The sequence below is a fragment of the Butyricimonas hominis genome, assembly GCF_014287455.1.
GTDB classification, from domain to species: Bacteria; Bacteroidota; Bacteroidia; order Bacteroidales; family Marinifilaceae; genus Butyricimonas; species Butyricimonas muris.
This window is the reverse complement of sequence record NZ_JACOOH010000008.1, coordinates 34,464-57,024: the sequence shown is the minus strand read 5'-3', so window position 1 is coordinate 57,024 and position 22,561 is coordinate 34,464. Positions and strand designations below refer to the sequence as shown.

Genomic DNA, 22,561 nt, shown 5'->3' with positions numbered 1-22,561 from the left:
AGTGTTAAATCCATAAAAATAGACATACCCGATATCCTATTTCATGTGTTGTAATGATAAAGAAGAATAATTGTCAACACAAGGAAATGGATAAGACGGATTTTGATATAGCGGTTTTAGTCGGAAAATATCTGGCGAATAACTTGACAGAAGAAGAGCAAGTATATTTAAATGAATGGCTCGCATTGTCCGGGCAAAATAGAATATGGTTCCGTAAACTGACCGATGAGAATTATAAAAAGGAAAAAATAAAGAAATCCGCCACGATTGATGTCGGGCAAGGTTGGCAATCTTTACAACAGAAACGCTCCGGTAAACGGAAACGGCAATTATGGATTCGTTGGAGCAAATATGCTGCTATATTTGTAATACCGGTATTTGCCGCGTGGATTGTTTATCAACAGTCTTCTCGTTCAAGGGTAACCGAATCGCCTGCACAAGTTATTGTTGCCGGAACGAGTAAGGCTCTTTTAGTCTTGGCCGATGGGACTTCCGTGCCTCTGGAACAGAAAAAGCAAGGAGTATTGGTAGAGCAGAACGGGGTTAAAATTGATTTGAAGGAGGAACATATCGAGTACGAAAATGCTGTTAGTGTCCGGGAGGACGAGTTAATATACAATGAGTTGATTATCCCGAGAGGAGGTGAATATTCTTTGACCTTGTCCGACGGGACGGTCGTATTCTTGAATGCGGATTCGAAACTTCGCTTTCCGGTTAAATTTGGGGATACGAAGCGGGAAGTGGAATTGGAAGGTGAGGGATATTTTGAGGTTACCCGTAATGAGAAGGTGCCGTTTATCGTGAAAACTTCCCGGATGGATGTTTTGGTGTTGGGAACGAAATTTAATATTTCGGCTTACGAGGATGATTCTATCACGATGACGACTCTGGTGCAAGGAAGTGTAAGGGTTACCGCGTCGGATAACGGAATGAGTGTTGTGCTTCAGCCTAACGAGCAAGCCGAATTGGAACATGGAGGGAACATTCTTCAGGTAAGTGAAGTAGATGCCTCGTTTGCCACGGCTTGGAAAGACGGACGTTTACGTTTTCAGGAAAAACCTTTGCATGAAATCATGAAAACCGTTGCCCGATGGTACGATGTGGAAGTGGAGTACATGGATGAGGAGGTAAAAAACTATCCTTTCGGGTGTAATTTCAGTCGGCATGCGACGATTGAACCTTTGTTGAAAGTGTTTGAGGCGACCGGTACGATCGGCGTGCGGGTAGATGGACGAAAGATATTGATAATGAGGAAAAAATAGAACGGAAGATGGTGGCACATCTCCCGTTCGTGGAGTACTTCGGATGAAGTACAGTAAATTCAAATATTAAATACCAAAGTTATGAAAAAAAATCATTTGAACCTTCAGAAATGGGGGAGAAAGATGAAGTTTGTGTTACAATTGTGTGTTGTAACCCTATTTCTTCCCCTTTCCGGACATGGAACAGTGAGTACTGTTTTACAGCAGAAGTTGATTAACCTGTCGATGAAAGATGTGACTCTTAAAGAAGTCATATGGGAAATCGAGAAGCAAACTGATTTTGTATTTGCTTATAACGCGAATGATTTGACGAAAGTCGGTAAGATCAGCGTTGATGTCAAAGATAAAACAGTGGAAGATGCTTTGAAGATTTGCTTAAAAGGTACTAAGTTGACTTATGTTTTTCAGCAGAACATTATCGTGATTAAGCAGGAAGGACAACAATCCGTTCCGGAGGTTAAGAAAATCACGGTAAAAGGCAAGGTTGTAGATCGTGACAGTGTTCCGTTACCCGGTGTTACTATTTTAGTGAAAGGGACTAACGTCGGTGTAATTACCGACGCGAACGGGAATTATTTGATCACGATACCCGATGCGACTGATCCGGTACTTGTATTTTCATTCATCGGGATGAAAAAAGAGGAAGTGAAGGTGGCAGGAAAGGAAGTGATTAATGTTGTATTGAAGGAGGAGCAAACCACGGTGGACGAGGTGGTTGTTACCGGTATTTATTCCCGTAAGAAAGAGAGCTTTACCGGGTCTTCTCAGACCTATAAAGCGGAAGAGTTGAAAATGGTAGGGACTCAAAACATTTTGCAGAGTTTGAAGACGTTGGATCCGGCGTTTAATATTATTGAGAATAACCAGTACGGTTCCGACCCGAACCGTTTACCGGATATTGAGATACGGGGAAAAACGAGTATCGTGGGTTTTAAAGAGGAGTTTGGTGAAGATCCTAATCAACCCTTGTTTATTTTGGACGGTTTCGAAACGACATTGCAGACAATCATGGACTTGAGTATGGATCGGGTGGAGTCCGTCACGATATTGAAAGATGCCGCTTCCACGGCAATTTACGGGGCGAAGGCTGCCAACGGGGTGGTTGTGGTTGAAACAAAAATTCCGGAACGGGGGCGTGTGAAACTTTCTTACAATGGTAGTTTTGATGTTTCTTTTGCCGATTTGACAGATTATAATCTTATGAACGCGGAAGAGAAATTAGAATTTGAACTTTTGTCCGGGCGTTTTGAGTCCAACTTGCTATACTCGGAGGAGGAGAATATGGCCCGTTATAACCGACTTTTGGCAAACGTGAAGAGAGGCGTGGATACCTATTGGATGTCAGAACCTTTACGGACGGCATTCACGCAGCGGCATAATGTTTATGTCGAAGGAGGTGATCAGCAGATGCGTTACGGGCTTGGAGTTAATTACACGAACATAGAGGGGGTTATGAAAAACTCCCGTCGCCAGATCATGAGCGGTAGTTTGGATTTGCTTTACCGGAAAAATAAATTGAGTTTCAGTAATAAGTTGACGGTTGATTTCAATAAAACCAACGATCCGGTTGTTGCATTCTCCGCTTACTCCCGGGCAAATCCTTATTATCCGAAATACAATGAGGCAGGGGGTGTTGATAAATGGTTGGAAACGCCTTATAACCCGGGAGAAAGCGTGGGGATTCAATCCGGGAACATATGGGTGGCTAATCCGTTATGGAATGACGCGTTGAGTAGTTATAATAAAGGCAATTCATTTGGTGTCAGGGATAATTTTAATATTGAATATCGTCCGTTCGAGTTTTTAAGGATGCGGGGACGTTTCGGGATAAATAAATCTACTTCCGATAATGAAAACTTCCGTTCACCGGAAGATACCTCATTTGACGGGATGGAAATTTTGAAGAGAGGTTCTTACAGTGATTCCCGTTCTGAAAGTTTTAGTTACGAGGGGGATTTCACGATTACTTACGGGCAATTAATAGCGGATGCTCATCAAATCAATGCTGTTGCCGGGACTTCTTTTTATGAAAGTACCAGTGATTCGAAGTCGTTTTCTGCGATAGGTTTCCCGGAGGGAGATTTTACCACGCCGGCATTCGCGAATAGTTATCCTGATAACGGGAAACCCAACTATAGCGATTCTAAAAAGCGGAGTGCGAACTTTTATTTTAACGGGGGATATTCATACAAGAACCGGTACTTGATGGATGTCAACCTTCGCGCGGACGGGACTTCCGTGTTCGGCTCGAATAAACAGTTTTCAACGACGTGGTCTTTCGGTCTTGCTTGGAATATTCACAATGAAAAATTTGTCCATGATAACACGGATTTTTTCTCTATGCTCAAAATAAGGGCTTCAATCGGGAATCCGGGAAACCAGAATTTCGGTTCGTACAACACGATTACGACTTATAAGTTTAATAACTGGATGATGAATAATTTTGGAACCGGGTTGTTGGTTGATGCCTTTGGTGATCCGGATTTGAAATGGCAGAAAACGATAGACAAGAATATCGGTTGTGATATCAGTATGTTCAACAATCGGTTCCACGTGACGTTTGATTATTATCACAAGTCGACCGATCCATTGATGGCTTCTATCGGGATTCCGTTGTCTGTCGGGATATCCGGTCGTTTAACGAATATCGGCAAGCAAGTGGACAAGGGATATAACGGGACGATCAAATATGCTTTTATTTACCGCCCGAAAGAAAGAATAAACTGGACGACGAGTGTTAATTTCAGACACGGAACGGCTTACTACGATAAAATTGGCAATAAATTGGATCAGTATAACCGGCAGAATATCGCTAAAAGTCTGACACGCTATTATGACGGCGGGAGTCCGACGGCTTTGTGGGCGGTTCGTTCGGAAGGAATTGATCCGGCGACGGGAAATGAAATTCTTTTGACGAAAGAGGGAAAGAAAGTGATGTCGCATAGTTATGATAATGAGGTGATTGTGGGTGATACCCGCCCAAAATTGGAAGGCGTTATCGGTAATACTTTGTACTACAAGGGATTTTCATGTAGTATATTTCTACGTTATAGTTTTGGTGCGGATGCTTTCAACACGACATTGTATGATAAGGTAGAGAATATTTCCGAGACAGATTTACTTAGTAATCAGGATAAGAGAGCGTTGTACGATCGTTGGAAGAATCCGGGCGACCGCGCGAAGTATAAAGCGATTTCATTGACGGATGCCTTCCCGATCTCTTCCCGCTTCGTGCAAAAGAATAACTATCTTGTTTTTGAATCTATTCGTGTCGCTTACGAGTTTGAGCAACGTTGGATGCAAAAGATCCGTTTTTCGGGGATGACTGTCAGCGCGTACATGAATGATATTTGTCGTTTTTCTACCATAAAAGATGAAAGAGGTATTGACTATCCTTTTGCCCGGAGTGTATCGTTTGCGATATCTGTTAATTTTTAAAAACTACAAGTATGAGAAATTATATATATACAAGTATAATCGGGTTGATGTTCATGATTCAAGGGTGTTCCGATTGGTTGAACGTCAAACCTAGTGACCGGGTGTCGGAAGAAAATGCTTTTTCTACAATTTCCGGGTTTAAACAAGCGTTGAACGGTATTTACGTGGAACTGAATCAATCGGATTTATACGGGCGTGCCTTGACGGCGGAATTTGTGGAAATATTGGCCCAACGTTACGCGATTAACGAGGAGGCGACGGCAAATTTGTTATTATCGAAATATGAATATGGCGGTTCCGATGCTAAAAGTAGGGCTTCGGCTATTTGGGCTAAAGCCTATAATTTGATTGCCAATACAAATTTGCTGGTTAAGAATTGTGATGTCAATCGTTCCGTGTTACCGGATGATTATTATCATATCGTCAAAGGGGAAGCGTTGGCTTTGCGTGCCATGCTGCATTTTGATTTGTTCCGATTATTCGGGCCGGTGTATGGGAAAGACTCCACCGTGACATCGATTCCTTATTATAAGGAATTTGTTTTGGATGTCAAACCTTCATTGCTGGGTAATGAATTTATTCAACAGGTGATTGATGATCTTTCGGAGGCGGAAGAGAATTTGCAAGAGTACGATCCGGTTATAACGTTTGGTCCCAAGGGGGATCGTCTGGATAATTTCAAGAGTGATCGTAATTTGCGTTTGAATTATTACGCGGTACAGGCGTTATTGTCCCGTGTATACTTGTACAGGGGAAATAATGCAAAGGCTCTGGAATATGCGAAAAAAGTTATCGAAGTGCAAGAACAATGGTTCCCTTGGGTGAAACCGTTGGATATCGTGGCGGGTTCCGAAAATCCGGATAGGATGTTTTCAACGGAGATACTATTTGCTTTGCAGAATCTGAATCGTTCCTCGATTTTTACAGCCTTGTTTGACGCGAATAACCAGAAATTGAATAATTTGCTTCCCATGCGGGATGACGTGGTTAATTCCGTGTTTGATGACGAGAAGCAAGATTACAGGTATATGACTCACTTTGCTTCAGGTACGGTTGATCTAAGCGGAGTGAATTATAAAGTGTTTAATAAATATCAAGGGAAAGATTCCCTTTTTGCTCAGATGATTCCGATGCTTCGCGTTAGTGAAGTATTCCTGATCGCGGCTGAGGCGGAAGAGAGTTCGACCGATGGTGTCAAATACTTTAATCAAGTGAGAAATAGCAGAGGACTTGAAGGGATTAGGAGCAGTTGGTTATCTTGGATGCTGGAGGAAGAGTGGCGCAGGGAGTTTATCGGGGAAGGGCAATTGTTTTTCTATTATAAACGTAATATGCTGACTTCGGTGAAATCTGCGTATGAGCAGTACGGGACTACATCCCTGACGTTGAAAAATTACGTTCTTCCTATTCCGGACGGAGAGTTAAAATACAACTAAAATGAATGAGTACTATGAAACAGATTATTTATATATTATTTCTACTCTTGACCTTCTGTGCTTGTAACGAGGAGGTGATAGCACCCTACGAGGGAGATTGCGGGATGTATTTTGACGTGCAGCAGACTTCATTGGATACCCTGCGTGTTGCGTGGGGATTGAAAGATAGTGAGATAAAAGAACAGACGGTGAATTTGACTGTACGTCTTTTCGGTGATGTGGCGACTTATGACCGGAAATTCTCGATAGATATTATTTCTGATGAAAACGATTCTTTACGCTCGGTGGAAGGGATTGATTACGTGAAATTTCCCACGGAATACGTGATTCCGGCTAACGAGGCGGAAACTAAAATTACGGTGAAAGTGTTACGGACGGATGCTTTGATGAAGCAGGCTCGTCGTTTCACGATTCGGTTGAATGAAACGCCCGAGTTACAGTTCCTGTATAGCCGTACTCAGTACATAGATAGCGTTACGTCCAGAATGATTGATACTCAACGCGTGATTTACATGAATGAGGCTTTCCCGGAGCCGGGATGGTGGTATCGTTATGGCAGATCTATTTTTGGAACATGGTCAGCCACCAAATCCAAGGTGATTTGTGACGTTATGGGAATAGACCGGGAAATTTGGGTAGGAAATCTTGTTGAACCGTTTACTGTCGGCTATATAAAATTTGTCGGGAAGTACATGCATCGTTGGTTACAAGAAAATCCCACGAAGGATGAAGACGGGGAATGGATGCAAATGGGACCCGATTCGCAAGTATGAAGTTTTTTGTGAAAATATAAAATAGTGAATTATGAAATATAGATACTTGTTATTTCTTGTATTAACATGCTTGTTTATATCATGTTATGATGACAAAGGCAATTATGATTACGTTGATATCAACGAAGTGGAGATATCCGGTATTGCTCAAGACAAATTCTATGAAAAGATTGCTTTTGTAGATACGTTGAAATTGTACCCGGAGATTAAAGGCTCTCTGTACGGGAGTGATGCGGACAAATACACGTATGAATGGAAAATTATCCCGGCGAGTGCAAACAAAACGGGGGATGAAGAAGACTCCTTGGATTATGTTGTTTGTAGGGAAAAGAATCTGGTCTATCCGATAGAGTTGGCTGCGGGTGATTATCGTTGCAGTTTTATCGTGTCGGATAAAGAGAGCAGCGTGTTGTGGCATCAGTTTTTTTACATGCGCGTGAAAACGTTGACAAGTGAGGGGTGGATGGTTTTATGTGATAGAAACGGGGAATCCCGCCTTGATATCATATTTAATGTAAATGAACAGGAAGATCTTATCGCTCATGATTTATGGAAAGACCGTGAGTTTAAGACGGGAAAACCCTATAATTTGGTATTTACTTATAACTTGAATGGAAGTGGCAGATTACTTATTTGCGAGAACGGCACGTTTAACTTGGATGTGGATGATTTGCATGCCGGGGAAGAGAATGATTTGCGTTGGATTTTCGGTACTTCGCCATCACGGGTAGATGTACGTGCTTCCGGTTTATCTCAATTTGCCAATAAAATGAGATACTGGGTAGTAGTCGACAAGCAGGGGGATTTGTATTCTAATAACACGTCTGATGTGGGAAGTGTGTTCGGTTTCCCTATTAATATGGTTGACGGAACGACTGCGTTTGAAGCAGCCCCGTTTGTAGGGGTGACTTACGTGTGGTATTACGGGGCTTCTATCTTGTTGTATGACAACACGCACAAACAATTCTTGGAACTGAAAGACGGGTCTGTTTATCCGTCCGTGATGAAGTTCGCGGGGACACAGTTGTTTAACGTGCAGACCGGGCGTGATATGGTACACGTGGAATCGACAAAAACGGGTTATAATTATGCTATATTGCGGGATCCCTCGACAGGGCAATATTATTTCTACGGTATGATTATGAATGCGGATGGGAAAAATTCACAGGAATATTACGGGGAGATCATCGGTGACGGCTTGGCTCAAGCGACGCAATTTGCCTGTCATCACATGTATCCTTACGTGTTCTATCTGGCGAACAATAAAGTGTATCAATTCGATATGGCGCATCCGGAAAACGAGGCGAAAGAGGTGTTGTCTTTCCTTGGGGAAACAATACGGTTGATTAAATTCAATCCTTTTGTCGCTTGGGCTCCTTATCAGGATTGGGAGAGAGCCCGCGGCTTTAATTTAGTGGTAGCCACGAACGTGGACGGGGCGAACGAAGATCAGGGCGGCATCGTGAGGATGTACGACGTGCCTAATTTGATGGGCGATTTGGTGAAGAAGAAAGAACATACCGGATTCGGTAAAATTGTAGATGTTACATACCGGGAAAGAGGGAGATAAGATGAATATGAAATGGTTATTGGTTATTTTGGGAGTTTCGTGTGCTTGTCACACGGCTCCCCGGTACGAGATTAAAGGAAAACTGGCAAATTATTCCGGGAAGGTATTTTTGCTCACCTCCGGTTTAGAGAAGAAATGCGATACGTTGGCTTCCGCGGAAGTAAAGAAAGGTGTATTCGAGATGCGCGGAAGCGTGCGGGAACCCGTTGTAGCATGGATACTGACGGAGAAAGGTGATTTAAAAGTTCCTGTATTTCTGGAAAATACTTCATTCTCGTTGGAAGGAGATATAAATCAGCCGAAGAACTACGTGTTTACCGGGGGAAGATTGCAGGACTTACGGGAACAGTTTAGGAAAGAAGTGGAAGATTCGATACGGGCGCGTGAAGTAGCCCTTCAAAAAGAGTACCGGGAAGCGGCGGCAGAAGACAATCTTTTCGGGGTTATGCACGTGCGGGCGAAAATGGCGGATTTGGATTCTGTTTACGAGCGAAAAGAGAACGCGTTTCTTCGGGAGAACAATAATATTGTTTCTGCCAGCTTGATTCGCGGGCGATTGAACGAGTTGCTGCAGAGGAAGAAACTGAGAGAGAAATTTGGATTATTGGGTGACACGGCGAGAAATTCATTCATCGGGAAAGAGTTGACGTATTATCTGGAACGGGAACAAAGTACGGCTATCGGGGCGATTGCACCTGATTTCACGATGAATACACCGGAAGGAAAACCTGTATCCCTGCACGCGGTAAAGGCAAAAGTGAAGATTTTGGATTTCTGGGCTTCTTGGTGCGGACCGTGTCGTGCGGAGAATCCGAACGTGAAGAGGGTGTATGATAAATACCACGCTGACGGATTGGAAATTATCAGTGTATCGTTGGACAGTAAAAAGGAACGATGGGTAAAAGCGATAGAGCAGGATAGTCTTCCTTGGATTCATGTTTCTGACCTATTGGGGTGGGAGAATGCCGCGGCTAAATTGTATGGTGTGCGCGGAGTCCCTTTCGTGCTTGTGTTGGATAAAGATAATCGAATCATCGGTACCGGATTGCGAGGGGATGAATTGGAGAAGTGTGTGATAGAGGCGTTACGTTAATTGATATTTTACACGAGAGGGGGTGTTAAAAGTCATTTTAAACTCTCTCTCCCCTTCGGGGTACTCCCTCTATAAACAGAAGGAGAGCTGAATTACTTACCGTCTTCGGTAAGATTCACCAGCTCCTCCTCTGTTTATAGAGGAAACCAGCGAGTAAGCGAGGGCAGAAAGAGAACTTACTCTCGGTTTGCCGAGCGTGAGTTGGTTCGAAACCGGCTTCCGGGCTCACTTGGCCGCGAAGCAGACGGAGGAGTTTTTTGAAGAAAATGACTTTTAACACCCCCTCATTTCCGTTTTTTAGCCAGAGCAATCGTGTCAAAATAATTCTTGCTGTTTTCCTTCCCTTTTCAAGATGAGATTCTGGTGTATTCAATAATAAGTAATAATCATACCATATACTTTTGTGTTGTTAAATTTTATTTAATTTCAATTAAAATGCTATTATTTTACCTTTGTGATAAGGGTTGAATAGGAGATGAATAGGAATTGAATAGGAAATGATATAAATAAAATACAAAGTAAATATATCATATATAATTACTATTTAACTTACTTTGCACGAAACACGAGAGGAAGAGAGGATGATTTCTCTCGCTATTTAATTCTGATGCGGTTGTCCAATTTTTTAGCTAATCATCAAAATATTTCACTACTTTTGAAGTCTTGTGTAACGTGTATTATTATTCGTATGAGGAAAGTAGTTTGCAGTATTTTGTTTATCTGGCTATTCGTGAGTACTAATGGTCAGTGTCCGGAGGATATCCGGTGGAACCCGTCGAACGGGATGAACTTCGTGGAGTTTCTGGAAGTGTGGAAACCGGGAATGCCTGTCAGCGAGGATGATAATTTTTTCATTTCACGTGTGAAACTGAAGGAGCGTTTCGAGAACGTGAAGACGCAGGTGCATCCGGAATTGAGCATGGAACGGCAGTTGTGCTGGTGGACACCCATGGGGGACGGTAAGAAGCAATGGAAATCGTTTCCCCGCAATCAATTTGAGGCGGATAATTTTAGTATGTGGCAATACGTGGATATACACGGGAATTGGGGGGACGGTTGGTTCCGGGTTCCGGGGGTATTCAATGATGCGGCACATAAAAACGGGGTGCGCACGGGATGCGTGTTGTTTATCAACTGGGGGGAATCGGTTCGGAAGCCGGGTGACCGGGTGTACGATCTTTTCGCTAAATTGACGGAAAAAGATGAATATGGGCGTTTCAGATACGCGGAGAGGTTGATTCTGTTTTTGAAGTATTACGGGATTGACGGCATCGGTATCAATCCGGAAGGAGTGTGGAGTGCCGATATCGCTTCGGAGGTTCAGGATTTCTTTGCGGAATTGCACGTGCAGGCGAAAGTGCAGGGATTGAAGGGTTTTCATATAGATTGGTATGATAGCAATGATAATAACGGACGTTTGAGTTTCGGGCAAAACGCTTTGCAGAACCGTAACCGGGATTGGTTCCAGAAAGGGAATCGTGTGGTGTCGAATATGTTTATGCTGAATTATAATATTGATAATTGGGGAGGTAACAAGGACCCAATGGGTGAATCAGCCCGCAATGCCGTTGCCTACGGGAGAAGTTCGTATGACGTGTACGCCGGGTTCTACCTGAGAGGACGGGGGCTTTCCAGTTATGATTTTGAACCTCGTGAAGGAAAGGGATGGGAAGTGTTGAAAGACAAACCCGTGTCCGTCTGCCTGTGGGGTGAACATGAGCGGAATAATATTCATAACGCTTCCCGCGAGTACGGGGAAGATTCGCTTACCGTGCAAGAAACTTATTTGCGTAAACTGGAATATTTTTTCACGGGCGGGACAAGAAATCCCGTGAATGCGCCTGCCGTGACCAACACGATCACGACGGTGAACGAGAAGGATATGCAACGTTTTCACGGGATATCGACTTTCTTTCCGGCACGAAGCGCGATACGGGAACTCCCTTTCGTGACTCGTTTTAACTTGGGGAACGGGTTTTTCTTTAACAAGGAAGGGAAGACGGTCAATACATTGGCTTGGTACAACATCGGGATGCAGGATTGGATGCCTTCTTGGCGTTGGTGGGTAACGGGACGGGACGAGTGTGTCTCGGAGGATGCCGTGCGATGTGATTTCGTGTTCGAGGATGCTTGGTTCGGGGGCTCGTGCTTGAAATTGCACGGGGCGACGGGGTATTCCAAAGTTCGTTTGTTCAAGACGGATATACCGGTTGACGGGCATGTAGAATTGGCTTTTACTTGTAAAGTGGAAAGAAGTGACGATAGTCACTTGAAGGTGATTCTTTCGAGGGTAGGGACGGAGGCGGAGTTTATTGAAATTCCGGTAAGGCAAGAAGTGAAGCCGGGGCAATGGCAGACGATAAGATGTAAGTTAGGAGATTACGGGATACAGGCGGGGGAAAGAATCGCTTGTATTGGTCTGGTGGTCGAGAATACGCCGGAAGACTACGAGGCTTTTATCGGAGAGTTGTCTTTAATCGACCCGCGGGTCAAGTATAATCCTGTACGTCCGGATATTTTGGCAACGAAGGTTATTCGGGAATACAATGATTCTCTGGATTTTAAACTGGTATGGGATGTAATCCCCCTCGTGAATCGCGAGAAGGATATGCCCGTGATGAACGAGGCGGTGGACACATGGTATTATGAGGTGTACGTGAGGGAATCGCCTCGTGGGAAGGCTCGGTTGGTGGCGACGACTACTTCGTGGGCGGCGTACGTGTGTGGCGTGCCTGTTTTGCCCGGTGGCAAAGGACTTTGGTTGGGAGTACGGGCTGTGGCACCCGACGGAAAGCGCACGTCTAAGATTACATGGGAGAGAGTAAAATAGGAATCGTGTATCGATTTTAACGTAAATTTAACCTATCCCGCGGAGCAAGGAGGGGGATAGATGTTTATATTTGGAAATTAATTATTTTGTGTTTTATATATTATTAATTGCGAGATGAAACAAATTTACCGATTATCAATTTTGTTGTGTTTGATGATTTCGGTGATGCCGTCATTTGCCCAGAAGAAAAAGGGCGGCGGTAATACCCGAAACGAGTATGTTGTGTTGGCATCCAAAGACGTGCAGAATGATGCAGCTTGGATGCAGGTAGTGGATGCTTTGAAAAACAAGCATAAAGCGGAGGTCTTCTTTTACGAGAAAGCTCCCCGTGAGAATCTGGCCGATCTTCAACGGGTGCGTCCCCGTTACGTGGCTATCGTGGAGAAACCGGAGAACTTGGGACGTGATTACGTGATAGATATGCACCACGTGAGCCGGGAAGTCGACAATGATATTTTTGCCGATTTCTTGTGGGGTGTTATCACGGGCTATGACGCAGATGCGGCAATGAAAATGGTGAACAACAGCACGGAACCTTTGTTGGTGAAAGATGCCGTTGCCACGATCATGGAGTTGAATAGTGCGAAATGGTTTGATAATTACGCTTGGGTTGACGATCATAGCCGTGGGCTTTGGGGCGAGAAGAAAGGTAGAGACGCGAAAGTGCAGACCGCCCAGATAGACCCGAAGACTGTCCTGAAGAAATTCACGGACTTGTATGGCGATTACAACCCGGATTTGGTTGTGACTGCGGCTCATGCCACCGAAAGGAATTTGGAGATGCCTTTCTCTTTAGGCAATATTCTGGCGAAGAACGGAAAGCTTTACGCCAGCGATCATTATACCCGTACAACTTGGGATTTAAAGGAGAGCGGGAAGCGTAAAGTGTATTTTGCCGTGGGTAACTGTTTGATCGGAAACGTGAACAACACGAAAGAGAGTATGGCTATCGCTTGGATGAATAGCGGTAATGCCGCTACTATGATCGGCTACGTGGTAACTACTTGGCACGGTCGTAACGGTTGGGGTGGTCTGAAATATTGGGTTACCAATCCGGGACGCTATACTTTGGCTGAGGCAATATACATGAACCAGCAGGATTTCCTGTACCAGCAAAACGAGTGGTATCCTTCTTTAATTAAGGAAAACTATAACTTTGACGGAAATGAATTTCAGATTGCGGGACAGAAGATTGCGGAGGCAATAAAAGGACAACCCACGAAAGATCAGATCGGTTTCTGGCATGACCGCGATGTGTTGGCGTATTATGGCGATCCGAAGTGGGAGGTACGTTTGCAGGAAGTTCCGGGAGAAACGGATTTCACGGTAACTTCCAAAGTGAAAGGAAAGAAATGTATTATCACGATCAAGACAAACGAGAATTTCAGTCTGGAACGCATGAAGGGGGATAAGTTCAAACAGGAACATGTGTTGGATTTACCCTTCAACTATTTCTTCCCCGTGCGTTTGAACAATCCTCGTCTGGCTGCCGGACAGGACTGGAAGGCTGTCGTGGACGAGAATTTCCTGATTATTTATAACCCGGATTTCAAACCGAATTCTACTTACGAGGTGGTGTTGGATATAGATAAATAAGGATTAGAGATAATTTTGTAAATGTATGGAGTGGCAAAAAATAGACTTTTTTGCCACTTCTCTTCTTAAGGGAACTGTGTCTTGTTCCTGAAGGTCGGGAATCCCTTTTCCGCGATATATACCCCGCAGATAATCAAAAAGGCACCCCCGATGGCGATAAACGTGACATGCTCGTGCAAGATGACGGCGGAGGCGATGAGTGTGACAAGCGGGGTAAGATAGATGTAATTGTTTGCCCGGATACCTCCCAGTACTTTCACGGTTTTATTCCATGCGATGAAGCAGATAAAGGAGGCGACGATACCCAAGAATAGAAGGTTGCCCCACACTTGCGGTGTAGTAAACACTTCCGCATTCCTGTGTAACGGGTAGAAGTGGAACATGGGTAGTAACGTGACCAACCCGTAGAAAAACACTTTACGGGTGATAAACACTGTCGGGTAAGTGTCTAGTTTTTTCAGTATAATCGTGTAGAACGCCCAGCACAACGCGGCGGCAAGTGTGAGTAAATCCCCGATCGGTTTTACTTGCAGCACGATGCTCCCGTTGAAAACGACAAGCACCACTCCCGCGAGAGCCACGAGGGACCCCCATGCGAATGATTTCTTCAGCTTTTCCCCCCGGATAAACACGCGTGACAGTAAGGCGGTCAGGATCGGTGCCGTGCATAGTATGATTGACACGTTGGATGCCAGCGTGTAGTCGATAGCGATATTCTCTGTCACGAAATAGAGTGAACCGCCTGTGATACCGGAAGCTATGAATAATAATTCATCTTTCACGCTGTTTGCCCACAAACGGCGATGTTCCAGTGCGCAAAGAAGAATGTATGCGATAGCGAAGCGGTATAGCATGATTTCAACCGGTGTGAGTCCGTTATTTAACAGTACTTTCGTGGACACGAACGTGACTCCCCAGATGGAGATGATAAGGAAAGCGGATATATGATATAGCGTGTTAGATGTGGGTTTCATTTATTGCATAAATATTTGTATTAAATGGGTGCAAATGTATAAAAGAATATTGATTTCCCGTAATATGTGCGAAAAAATATGACGCTACTCTTTTTTGTTGTCTACATTGGGTAGTTGTAATATATTGAAAACGTGAAAAAGAATCGGATTGAGCGTTCGTGTGTGAAAAATGTTGCATCCACGGAACTTTTTCTTAACTTTGAAATGTTAAATAGAAATACCATGAAACAAATTGTTGTCGTTTGCCTGTTCGCGTTGCTGGTGTGTGCTTGTGAGAGGGAAGAACATTTTATAACCGATGCCGTCTACCGTGAAATGGTAGAGGTTGATTTTCAACAGAAAAAAGCCGTGTTCGGGGAGGCTGACACGGTACTGTTTGACGTGTTTAATACCGAAATGACTCTCGCGGAGCGGGAGGCGTTGACTTTCCTCTACGCTTATTCGCCGCTCGTAGATATTTCCTTGTCGGGCGGGGAGTTCTTGCTTGATAACGTGCGTCTGGCATTCCGGGCACGTGAAGAGATGCCGTGGGGAGAAAAGATACCGGAACATATTTTTCGGCATTTCGTGCTTCCGGTGCGGGGAGGTAAAGAGAATCTTGACACGGCGAGAGCGGTGTTTTTCAATGAATTGAAAGAACGGGTTGCCGCTTGCGGGAACATGGAGCGGGCGGCGCTGGAGGTGAATCACTGGTGTCACGAGAACGTGATTTATCGACCGACGAACGCGCGTACGTCTTCGCCTCTTGCCACGAGGCAGCGGGCTTACGGGCGGTGCGGGGAAGAGTCCGTGTTCGCTCTGGCGGCATTGCGTGCAGTGGGGATTCCCGCGCGGCAGATATACACGCCCCGTTGGGCGCATTGCGATGATAATCACGCGTGGATAGAGGTTTGGATAGACGGTGAATGGAAGTACTTGGGGGCATGCGAGCCGGAACCGAGGTTGAATATCGCGTGGTTTACCTTGCCCGTGCAGCGAGCGATGTACGTGGAGGCGGAAGTGTTCGGGAAATACGAGGGAGACGAGGAGATCGTGTCGACGAACGAGAACAGTTCGGCTGTAAACGTGACTTCCCGTTACACTCGTGCGGCGAGAACCGTGGTGCAGGTGAAAGACACGGCGGGGAATCCCGTGGAAAACGCTAAAGTGGAATACAAGATATTTAATTACGGGGAGTTCTATCCAGTGGTGACGCTCCATTCCGATGCGCGGGGAGAAACGCACCTGACGTTGGGAGAGGGGGATGTCGTGGTTTGGGCAAGTCGGGACGCTCGCTTCGAGGTGGTGAGGTTCCCCGTGAACGAACGGGACACGCTCGTGGTGACGTTGGATAAGCGGGAGGGAGAACTTTTCTCCGCTGAATTTGAGTTGGTTCCGCCCGAGCAGCGGGATATCGAGGCGTTGACTTCGGCGGGGGAGAGAGCCGAAAACGATTGTCGTTTCGTGCGCGAGGATTCTATCCGGGATGCTTATGTTGCCACTTTTATGACACCCGGAGAGGCGCACCGCGTGGCGACGGAATTGGGCGTCGACACCGCTCGTTTTGCCCGGTATATAAATGTTGCGCGAGGCAATTACCGGGAGATAGAACGCTTGTTCCGCTTGTCGGGGGATAAGGAACGGGCGATGGCGTTGCTGGATGTCGTGGCGGAGAAAGATTTGCAGGATACCCCCGCTGACGTGTGGCTCGACCATTTGGAAGGGACGAGGGATTTCGAGGAGGATGCCCTTTTCCGTGACTACGTGTTGAACCCGCGTGTTCAGAATGAATTGATAACGGCTTTCCGGCAACCGATTTGGACGGCGTTGGCACGTGAAGGGGTACTCTCGGGCGAGGATACTCTCGGACGGCGTGCTATGGCGGAACGGTTGTTGCGATATATCGAGCGAACGCAAATCGTGAACTATCCCGCCAAGGTGGCTACCCCGCCTGTCGGGGTTTTGAGGGCGGGTGTGACTGATGGGCTTTCCCGGGATATTTTTTTCGTGGCGCTTTGTCGTACGGTGGGGATTCCAGCTAGATTGGGGGCAGTTTCCGGTAAGGCGGAATGTTGTCTGGACGATATGTGGTACACGGTGAATTTTGCCTCGGACCAAGCCATGCCGAAAGGGAAACTTATGCTCTATTACCCCGGTGCTCCTGTCGGGGACCCGAAGTATTTCTTGAACTTCACGATCGGGAAGCTCAAGAACGGCGGGGTACGCGTGATTGACTTGGGAAGTAATGCCGATGTCGATATGGGGGCAGGTGCTTCTTACAGTAAGATATTCGCCGCTCCCGTGGAACTGGAAGCGGGTTATTACACGCTTTCTACCGGTAATAGACGGAGTGATGGGGCGGTGATGGCGGGATTGACAACCTTTCGCGTGGAAGCGGGTGAACAGACTGATGTCGAGTTGCGGATTCTTCCCGTGATGGAACGGGTGGAATTGGCGGGACACGTTGCGTTGCCCTTGGTGTTCACGCCGGAGGGGGCAATGTCACCGGGGGACATATCTTTGCCCCGGCAAGGCTACACGGCTATTGCGGTGGTGGAAGCCGATAAGGAACCGACCAATCATCTGTTGCGTGACATGGGCAGTATAAAGGACGAGTTGGAACGGTTGGGTGTCCCGCTCTACATTGTTTTTAAAGATAAGGATAATTTGCAAAAATTTAGTCCTTCCGATTTCCGTCCGTTCCCCGCGGTGATACGCTGGGGGCATGACAGCGACGGGAAGTTGCTCCAGCGTCTGGCGGAAGGATTGCAACTCCGTGACACAGGCAATCTCCCGTTGGTAGTTCTCGTGAATGACAAGGGGGAAGTGGCTTTCATGTCAAGAGGGTATCGCGTGGGATTGGGTACACAGATTATGAACGTGATGAACCGGAAATGATGCAGATAAATATACGCACTTTTGATGTAGAGGACGCGGAAGCGGTGTCCCGTTTGATTAGGAAAAATCTCGTGGAGGTGAATAGCCGGGATTATGACGGTGCGGTGATTGATTACATGTGTCGTTTGTTTTCTCCGGCGTACCTGCGGGAGTTGACCGCCGGACGTGTCATGTTCGTGGCGGAGGTGAATGGTGTCGTGTCGGGTACTGTCGGGTTGGAGGGGGATGAGGTATGTGCCCTTTACGTGGCGCCGGATGCTCACGGGCAGGGGATTGGCGAGCGGTTGATGCGACATGCGGAAGAGGTCGCCTTGGAGCGGAATATTCACGTGCTGCATTTGTCGGCAAGTCTTACGGCTGTCGGTTTTTACGAGAAGATGGGATATGTCGCCCGGGAAAGGGAGGAGTCCGAGTATTTCGGCCCCGCTTATATCATGACGAAATTAATTGAAAATTGAAAACGAGAAAACGTTATCTCTTTTCGAGGTTCTCTTGTTTCAACTTTCAATTGAATTCCGTACATTAGACGCCTCTTTTGTGGAATTTTGTATGTGTTAATTTATATATTATGAAAGAAAAGTCTGTTAGTGTAAAGGCTTTATTGCCTGTGTTATTCGGGTTCTTCATCATGGGATTTTGTGACGTGGTGGGAATTTCCGTCGGTTTTGTAAAGAAAGATTTTCAATTGAGTGAAACGGTGGCGAATTTTCTTCCCTCTATGGTGTTCCTGTGGTTTTTGTTGCTGGCTGTCCCTGCGGCAATACTGATGAACCGTATCGGGCGGAAACGAACTGTGTTGGTGAGTATGTTTATTACTATCGTGGGAATGTTGATTCCTTTCGTCGATTACAACATGATTACCTGTTTCGTGGCGTTTGCCCTTTTGGGAATCGGTAACACGATCCTGCAAGTGTCGTTAAACCCGCTTTTGACAAATGTCGTTAAAGGTAATGTGCTTGCCAGTTCGCTCACGGCGGGACAAGTACTTAAAGCGGTTTCCTCGTTCTGCGGACCTTTTATCGCTGCTTTTGCCGCTTCCGTACTGGGGAATTGGCAGTATCTGTTCCCGATATTTGCGGGATTGACACTCTTGTCGACGTTCTGGCTTATGGCGGTGCATATCCGGGAAGAGGCTCCGGAACAAGCGTCTTCATGGGGTGCGACGTTCGGGTTGTTGAAGGACAGGACGATTTTCCTGCTGTTTCTCGGAATCGTGTTCGTGGTAGGTGTCGACGTGGGTACGAATATGGTTGCTCCCAAGTTATTGATAGAACGATGCGGCTTTACCGAGATCGAGTCCGCGGTGGGGCCGAGCACTTATTTTGCGTTCCGTACTATCGGTGCGTTTATCGGTACGTTCTTGTTGGCACGCGTGGCGGGTAACAAGTATTTCCGAGTGAATATCCTCGTGGCTATTGCCGGATTGCTCGTGTTATTCTTTGTCAGCGGACAATACGCTATCCTCGCTTTGATCGCCTTGATAGGTTTCACCTGTTCCAGTATATTCTCGCTCGTGTTCTCCATGGCTATTCAAGCACGTCCGGAGAAAGCGAACGAAATATCGGGTCTTATGGTTACCGGAATCTTCGGGGGTGCCGTGGTGCCGCCGCTTATGGGATATCTTACCGACCTGCTCGGTAGTCAGGCTGGGTCGCTTTTCGTGATCCTCGGTTGCCTTTGCTACCTGCTTTACTGCTCGTTCGGGATAAAAACTAAATAATTTTTGATTGACGATTTATGATTTTCGATTCTCATGTTGTAGTCATAAATCGTCAGTCTTAAATCATAAATATAGAAAGTTATGTACCAGTTTGATAAAAGAATAGTGATGACGTTGGATGCCGGGGGTACGAATTTCGTGTTCTCTGCCATACAGTCCAACGCGGAAATCGTGACGCCGCTCACGTTGCCTTCCAACGGGGGGGATTTGGATAAATGCCTCGCGACGATGGTCACGGGGTTCTCCGCAATCAAGGAGAAGTTGCCGGAAGCTCCCGTGGCAATCAGTTTTGCTTTTCCCGGCCCGGCGGATTACGTGAACGGGATTATCGGTGATTTGAAAAATTTGCCGGCATTTCAAGGGGGAGTGGCGTTAAAAGCCTTTTTGGAACGGGAGTTCGGTATACCCGTGTTTATTAATAATGACGGTGATCTTTTCGCTTACGGGGAGGCGTTGGCGGGAGCCTTGCCGGAGGTGAACCGGATATTGCAGGAAGCGGGCAAAAACAAGGTGTACAAGAATCTGATCGGCATCACGCTGGGAACCGGGTTCGGGGGTGGTGTCGTGCGGGAGCGGGAACTGTTTCTTGGGGATAATGGTGCTGCCGCCGAGGTATGGGTACTGCGTGACAAGCGGGAACCCCGTTACGGTGTGGAAGAGGGTATCTCTATACGGGCTATTCGGCGGGGATACGCTCGTTTGTCGGGCGACACACGTGATTTGACACCGAAAGATATATTCGATATTGCCGAGGGTACGCTTGACGGGGATGCGGAGGCGGCACGTGAGGCTTTCGCCCGTTCCGGGGAAGTGCTCGGGGAAGCTATCGCCTCGATGAACGCTGTGATTGACGGTGTTGTCGTGATCGGTGGCGGTATTATCGCGGCTCATAAGTATCTGATGCCTGCCGTCATGCGGGAGTTGAACGGAAGTTTGTGCATGTATGACGGCTCCCCGGTCGATCGCATGGAAATGAAGGCTTTCTTCTTGGATGACCCGGCGGATCGTGAGGCATTTCTTGCCCCGACGACCCGGCAGATTATCATTCCGGGTACGACGGAAACGGTGGATTACGATCCCGTGAAACGTGCTGCCGTGGTGATAACGAGATTGGGTACAAGCAAGGCAATCGCTTTCGGGGCGTATGCTTTCGCGTTGAATGAACTGGATAAATGAGTTTATAAGGTTTATAAAGTTCATAAGGTTAATAAAGTTTATAACATGACATAAGCTTGTAAATCTTATGAACTTTATAAACTTTTTTGTATATTTGGAACGAACAAGAATTGTAAACTAGAAGAGAGTACATGAACCCTGATTACTTTTTCTGACGTTACTTCCCGGGTAAAGTTGTCGTGATCCCGCGACCGCTCTTTTTATTTTTTATTCTGAATTTTAATTTCTAAATTATATATTTATGAACCCTGATTACTCGTTGAACCCGCACGTTCTGGCGCGGTATCTACAAAAAGAACCGAAGAATTTTACCAAGGAGGACATCATTCGTTACGTGAGAGAGAATGATATAGAGATGATAAACTTCCGCTACCCCGGGGCGGACGGACGATTGAAGACATTAAACTTTATTATTAACAGTATCGAGCATCTTGACAATATCCTTACTTGTGGCGAACGGGTGGACGGATCGAGTCTTTTCCCTTATATAGAGGCGGGTTCGAGCGACCTCTACGTGTTGCCCCGCTATCGCACGGCGTTCCTCAACCCTTTCAGCCAGATCCCGGCGGTAGATATTCTTTGCAGTTTTTACACGAAGGACGGCAAACCTCTCGAAATGTCGCCCGAGTACACCATGCGCAAGGCTCACGAGGCGTTACGGCAGGTAACGGGTATGGAATACGAGGTGATGGGAGAGTTGGAATACTACGTGGTAACCGAGGTGGAGAGTTATTTCGATATACCCGACCAGCGCGGGTATCACGAGTCGATGCCTTTCTGCAAAGGTCAGGAGTTGCGCGAGTTGGCAATGAAGTACATCGCTTCTACCGGGGGATTGATCAAGTACGGGCATTCCGAGGTGGGTAATTTCACGCTTGACTGCCAGTCGTACGAACAGAACGAGATCGAGTTCCTGCCTACCCGTATGGAAGACGCCGCCGATCAGTTGATGATTGCCAAATGGATACTCCGCACGCTGGCACACGAGTACGGGGTAGACTTGACATTTGCCCCGAAAATTACCGTGGGTAAAGCCGGTAGCGGTTTGCACATCCACACCCGTTTGAGCAAGGACGGCAAAAATGCCATGGTAGAAAACGGTAAGTTGACGGACAATGCCTTGAAGGCGATTGCCGGGTATCTTGATCTCGCACCTTCGTTGACCGCTTTCGGGAACACGAACCCGACATCGTATCTTCGGCTAGTGCCTCATCAAGAGGCGCCCACGAATATCTGCTGGGGAGATCGCAATCGTTCCGTGCTCGTGCGCGTACCGCTCGGTTGGACTAGCGGGGCGACATACATGATGCGTGATGCCAACCCGCTGGAACGCGTGGAAGAACATGATTACAGTAACAAACAAACGGTGGAATTTCGTTGTCCGGACGGTTCGGCAGACGTTTATCTTTTGATTGCCGGACTCGCCGTTGCCGCCCGCCACGGTTTCGAGATGAAAAATGCTTTACAATATGCCCGTGAGCGTTACGTGGACGTGAATATTTTCGACGATGCCAACAAGGCGATAGCCGATAGGTTGAGCCATTTACCTACTTCTTGTCACGAGTCGGCACTCTGTCTTGAACAACAGCGCACCGTTTACGAGGAATATGGAGTGTTCGCTCCCGCTCTGATTGACGGTCTGATCGCCTCGCTTCGAAAATTCAACGATGCTGATCTCCGTGAACAACTCAAAAACGAGGATATCTCCGTGGAGGAATTGGTAGAGAAATATTATTATTGCGGGTAGAGGAGGAAAGGTAAAAACTAAAAGCTAAAAGTTGAGAATAGGAATATACTTTTAGCTTTTAGTTTTTAT

The 22,561-nt window shown here is 46.4% G+C and carries 14 protein-coding genes; 13 read left to right on the top strand and 1 reads right to left on the bottom strand.

Features of this window, described 5'->3' with window-relative positions; all coding sequences use genetic code 11:
- The first annotated feature begins 86 nt into the window (after window positions 1-86).
- The 8 genes from H8S64_RS17125 to H8S64_RS17090 all read left to right on the top strand — a co-directional run bounded on the left by H8S64_RS17125 (window position 87) and on the right by H8S64_RS17090 (window position 13,998).
- The gene (locus H8S64_RS17125) at window positions 87-1,262 is read left to right on the top strand and encodes a FecR family protein (protein WP_186977651.1); all 1,176 of its coding nucleotides are present in this window, start codon (window positions 87-89) and stop codon (window positions 1,260-1,262) included.
- Between the two features lie 81 nt (window positions 1,263-1,343).
- Window positions 1,344-4,700 (top strand): SusC/RagA family TonB-linked outer membrane protein, encoded by a 3,357-nt coding sequence (locus H8S64_RS17120; RefSeq protein WP_186977649.1) that lies wholly within the window; start codon window positions 1,344-1,346, stop codon window positions 4,698-4,700.
- Between the two features lie 11 nt (window positions 4,701-4,711).
- Window positions 4,712-6,136 carry a RagB/SusD family nutrient uptake outer membrane protein gene (locus H8S64_RS17115; RefSeq protein ID WP_186977647.1) on the top strand — a complete coding sequence of 475 codons (1,425 nt, stop codon included), beginning with the start codon at window positions 4,712-4,714 and terminating at the stop codon, window positions 6,134-6,136.
- A 14-nt stretch (window positions 6,137-6,150) separates the two neighbouring features.
- Window positions 6,151-6,909 (top strand): DUF4843 domain-containing protein, encoded by a 759-nt coding sequence (locus H8S64_RS17110; RefSeq protein WP_186977645.1) that lies wholly within the window; start codon window positions 6,151-6,153, stop codon window positions 6,907-6,909.
- 31 nt (window positions 6,910-6,940) lie between these two features.
- Entirely contained in the window at window positions 6,941-8,479 is a 1,539-nt protein-coding gene (locus tag H8S64_RS17105) for a PKD-like family lipoprotein (protein ID WP_186977643.1), read from the top strand.
- Window positions 8,451-9,572 carry a TlpA disulfide reductase family protein gene (locus tag H8S64_RS17100; RefSeq protein WP_222621208.1) on the top strand — a complete coding sequence of 374 codons (1,122 nt, stop codon included), beginning with the start codon at window positions 8,451-8,453 and terminating at the stop codon, window positions 9,570-9,572. Before H8S64_RS17105 ends, H8S64_RS17100 begins: the two co-directional genes overlap by 29 nt.
- A gap of 688 nt (window positions 9,573-10,260) precedes the next feature.
- Window positions 10,261-12,402 carry an endo-beta-N-acetylglucosaminidase gene (locus H8S64_RS17095; RefSeq protein ID WP_186977639.1) on the top strand — a complete coding sequence of 714 codons (2,142 nt, stop codon included), beginning with the start codon at window positions 10,261-10,263 and terminating at the stop codon, window positions 12,400-12,402.
- Between the two features lie 114 nt (window positions 12,403-12,516).
- Complete coding sequence (locus H8S64_RS17090) at window positions 12,517-13,998, top strand: hypothetical protein (protein WP_255469584.1); 1,482 nt, start codon at window positions 12,517-12,519, stop codon at window positions 13,996-13,998.
- A 65-nt stretch (window positions 13,999-14,063) separates the two neighbouring features.
- Here the strand turns inward: H8S64_RS17090 and H8S64_RS17085 are convergent, their stop codons facing one another.
- Window positions 14,064-14,972, bottom strand: coding sequence for a DMT family transporter (locus tag H8S64_RS17085; protein WP_186977637.1), 909 nt, complete (start codon window positions 14,970-14,972; stop codon window positions 14,064-14,066).
- A 222-nt stretch (window positions 14,973-15,194) separates the two neighbouring features.
- Between H8S64_RS17085 and H8S64_RS17080 the strand changes: the two genes are divergently transcribed.
- The 5 genes from H8S64_RS17080 (at window position 15,195) to H8S64_RS17060 (ending at window position 22,492) form a co-directional block, all read left to right on the top strand.
- Window positions 15,195-17,849, top strand: a complete 2,655-nt coding sequence (locus tag H8S64_RS17080; protein WP_186977635.1) for a transglutaminase domain-containing protein — start codon at window positions 15,195-15,197, stop codon at window positions 17,847-17,849.
- A complete protein-coding gene (locus H8S64_RS17075; protein ID WP_186977634.1) occupies window positions 17,849-18,307 on the top strand; it encodes a GNAT family N-acetyltransferase in 459 nt (152 codons plus the stop codon). Before H8S64_RS17080 ends, H8S64_RS17075 begins: the two co-directional genes overlap by 1 nt.
- A 110-nt stretch (window positions 18,308-18,417) precedes the next feature.
- Complete coding sequence (locus H8S64_RS17070; protein ID WP_099290367.1) at window positions 18,418-19,569, top strand: MFS transporter; 1,152 nt, start codon at window positions 18,418-18,420, stop codon at window positions 19,567-19,569.
- An 81-nt stretch (window positions 19,570-19,650) separates the two neighbouring features.
- Window positions 19,651-20,745 carry an ROK family protein gene (locus H8S64_RS17065; protein ID WP_186977633.1) on the top strand — a complete coding sequence of 365 codons (1,095 nt, stop codon included), beginning with the start codon at window positions 19,651-19,653 and terminating at the stop codon, window positions 20,743-20,745.
- A gap of 241 nt (window positions 20,746-20,986) precedes the next feature.
- The gene (locus tag H8S64_RS17060) at window positions 20,987-22,492 is read left to right on the top strand and encodes a glutamine synthetase family protein (RefSeq protein WP_186977632.1); all 1,506 of its coding nucleotides are present in this window, start codon (window positions 20,987-20,989) and stop codon (window positions 22,490-22,492) included.
- Window positions 22,493-22,561: the final 69 nt, after the last annotated feature.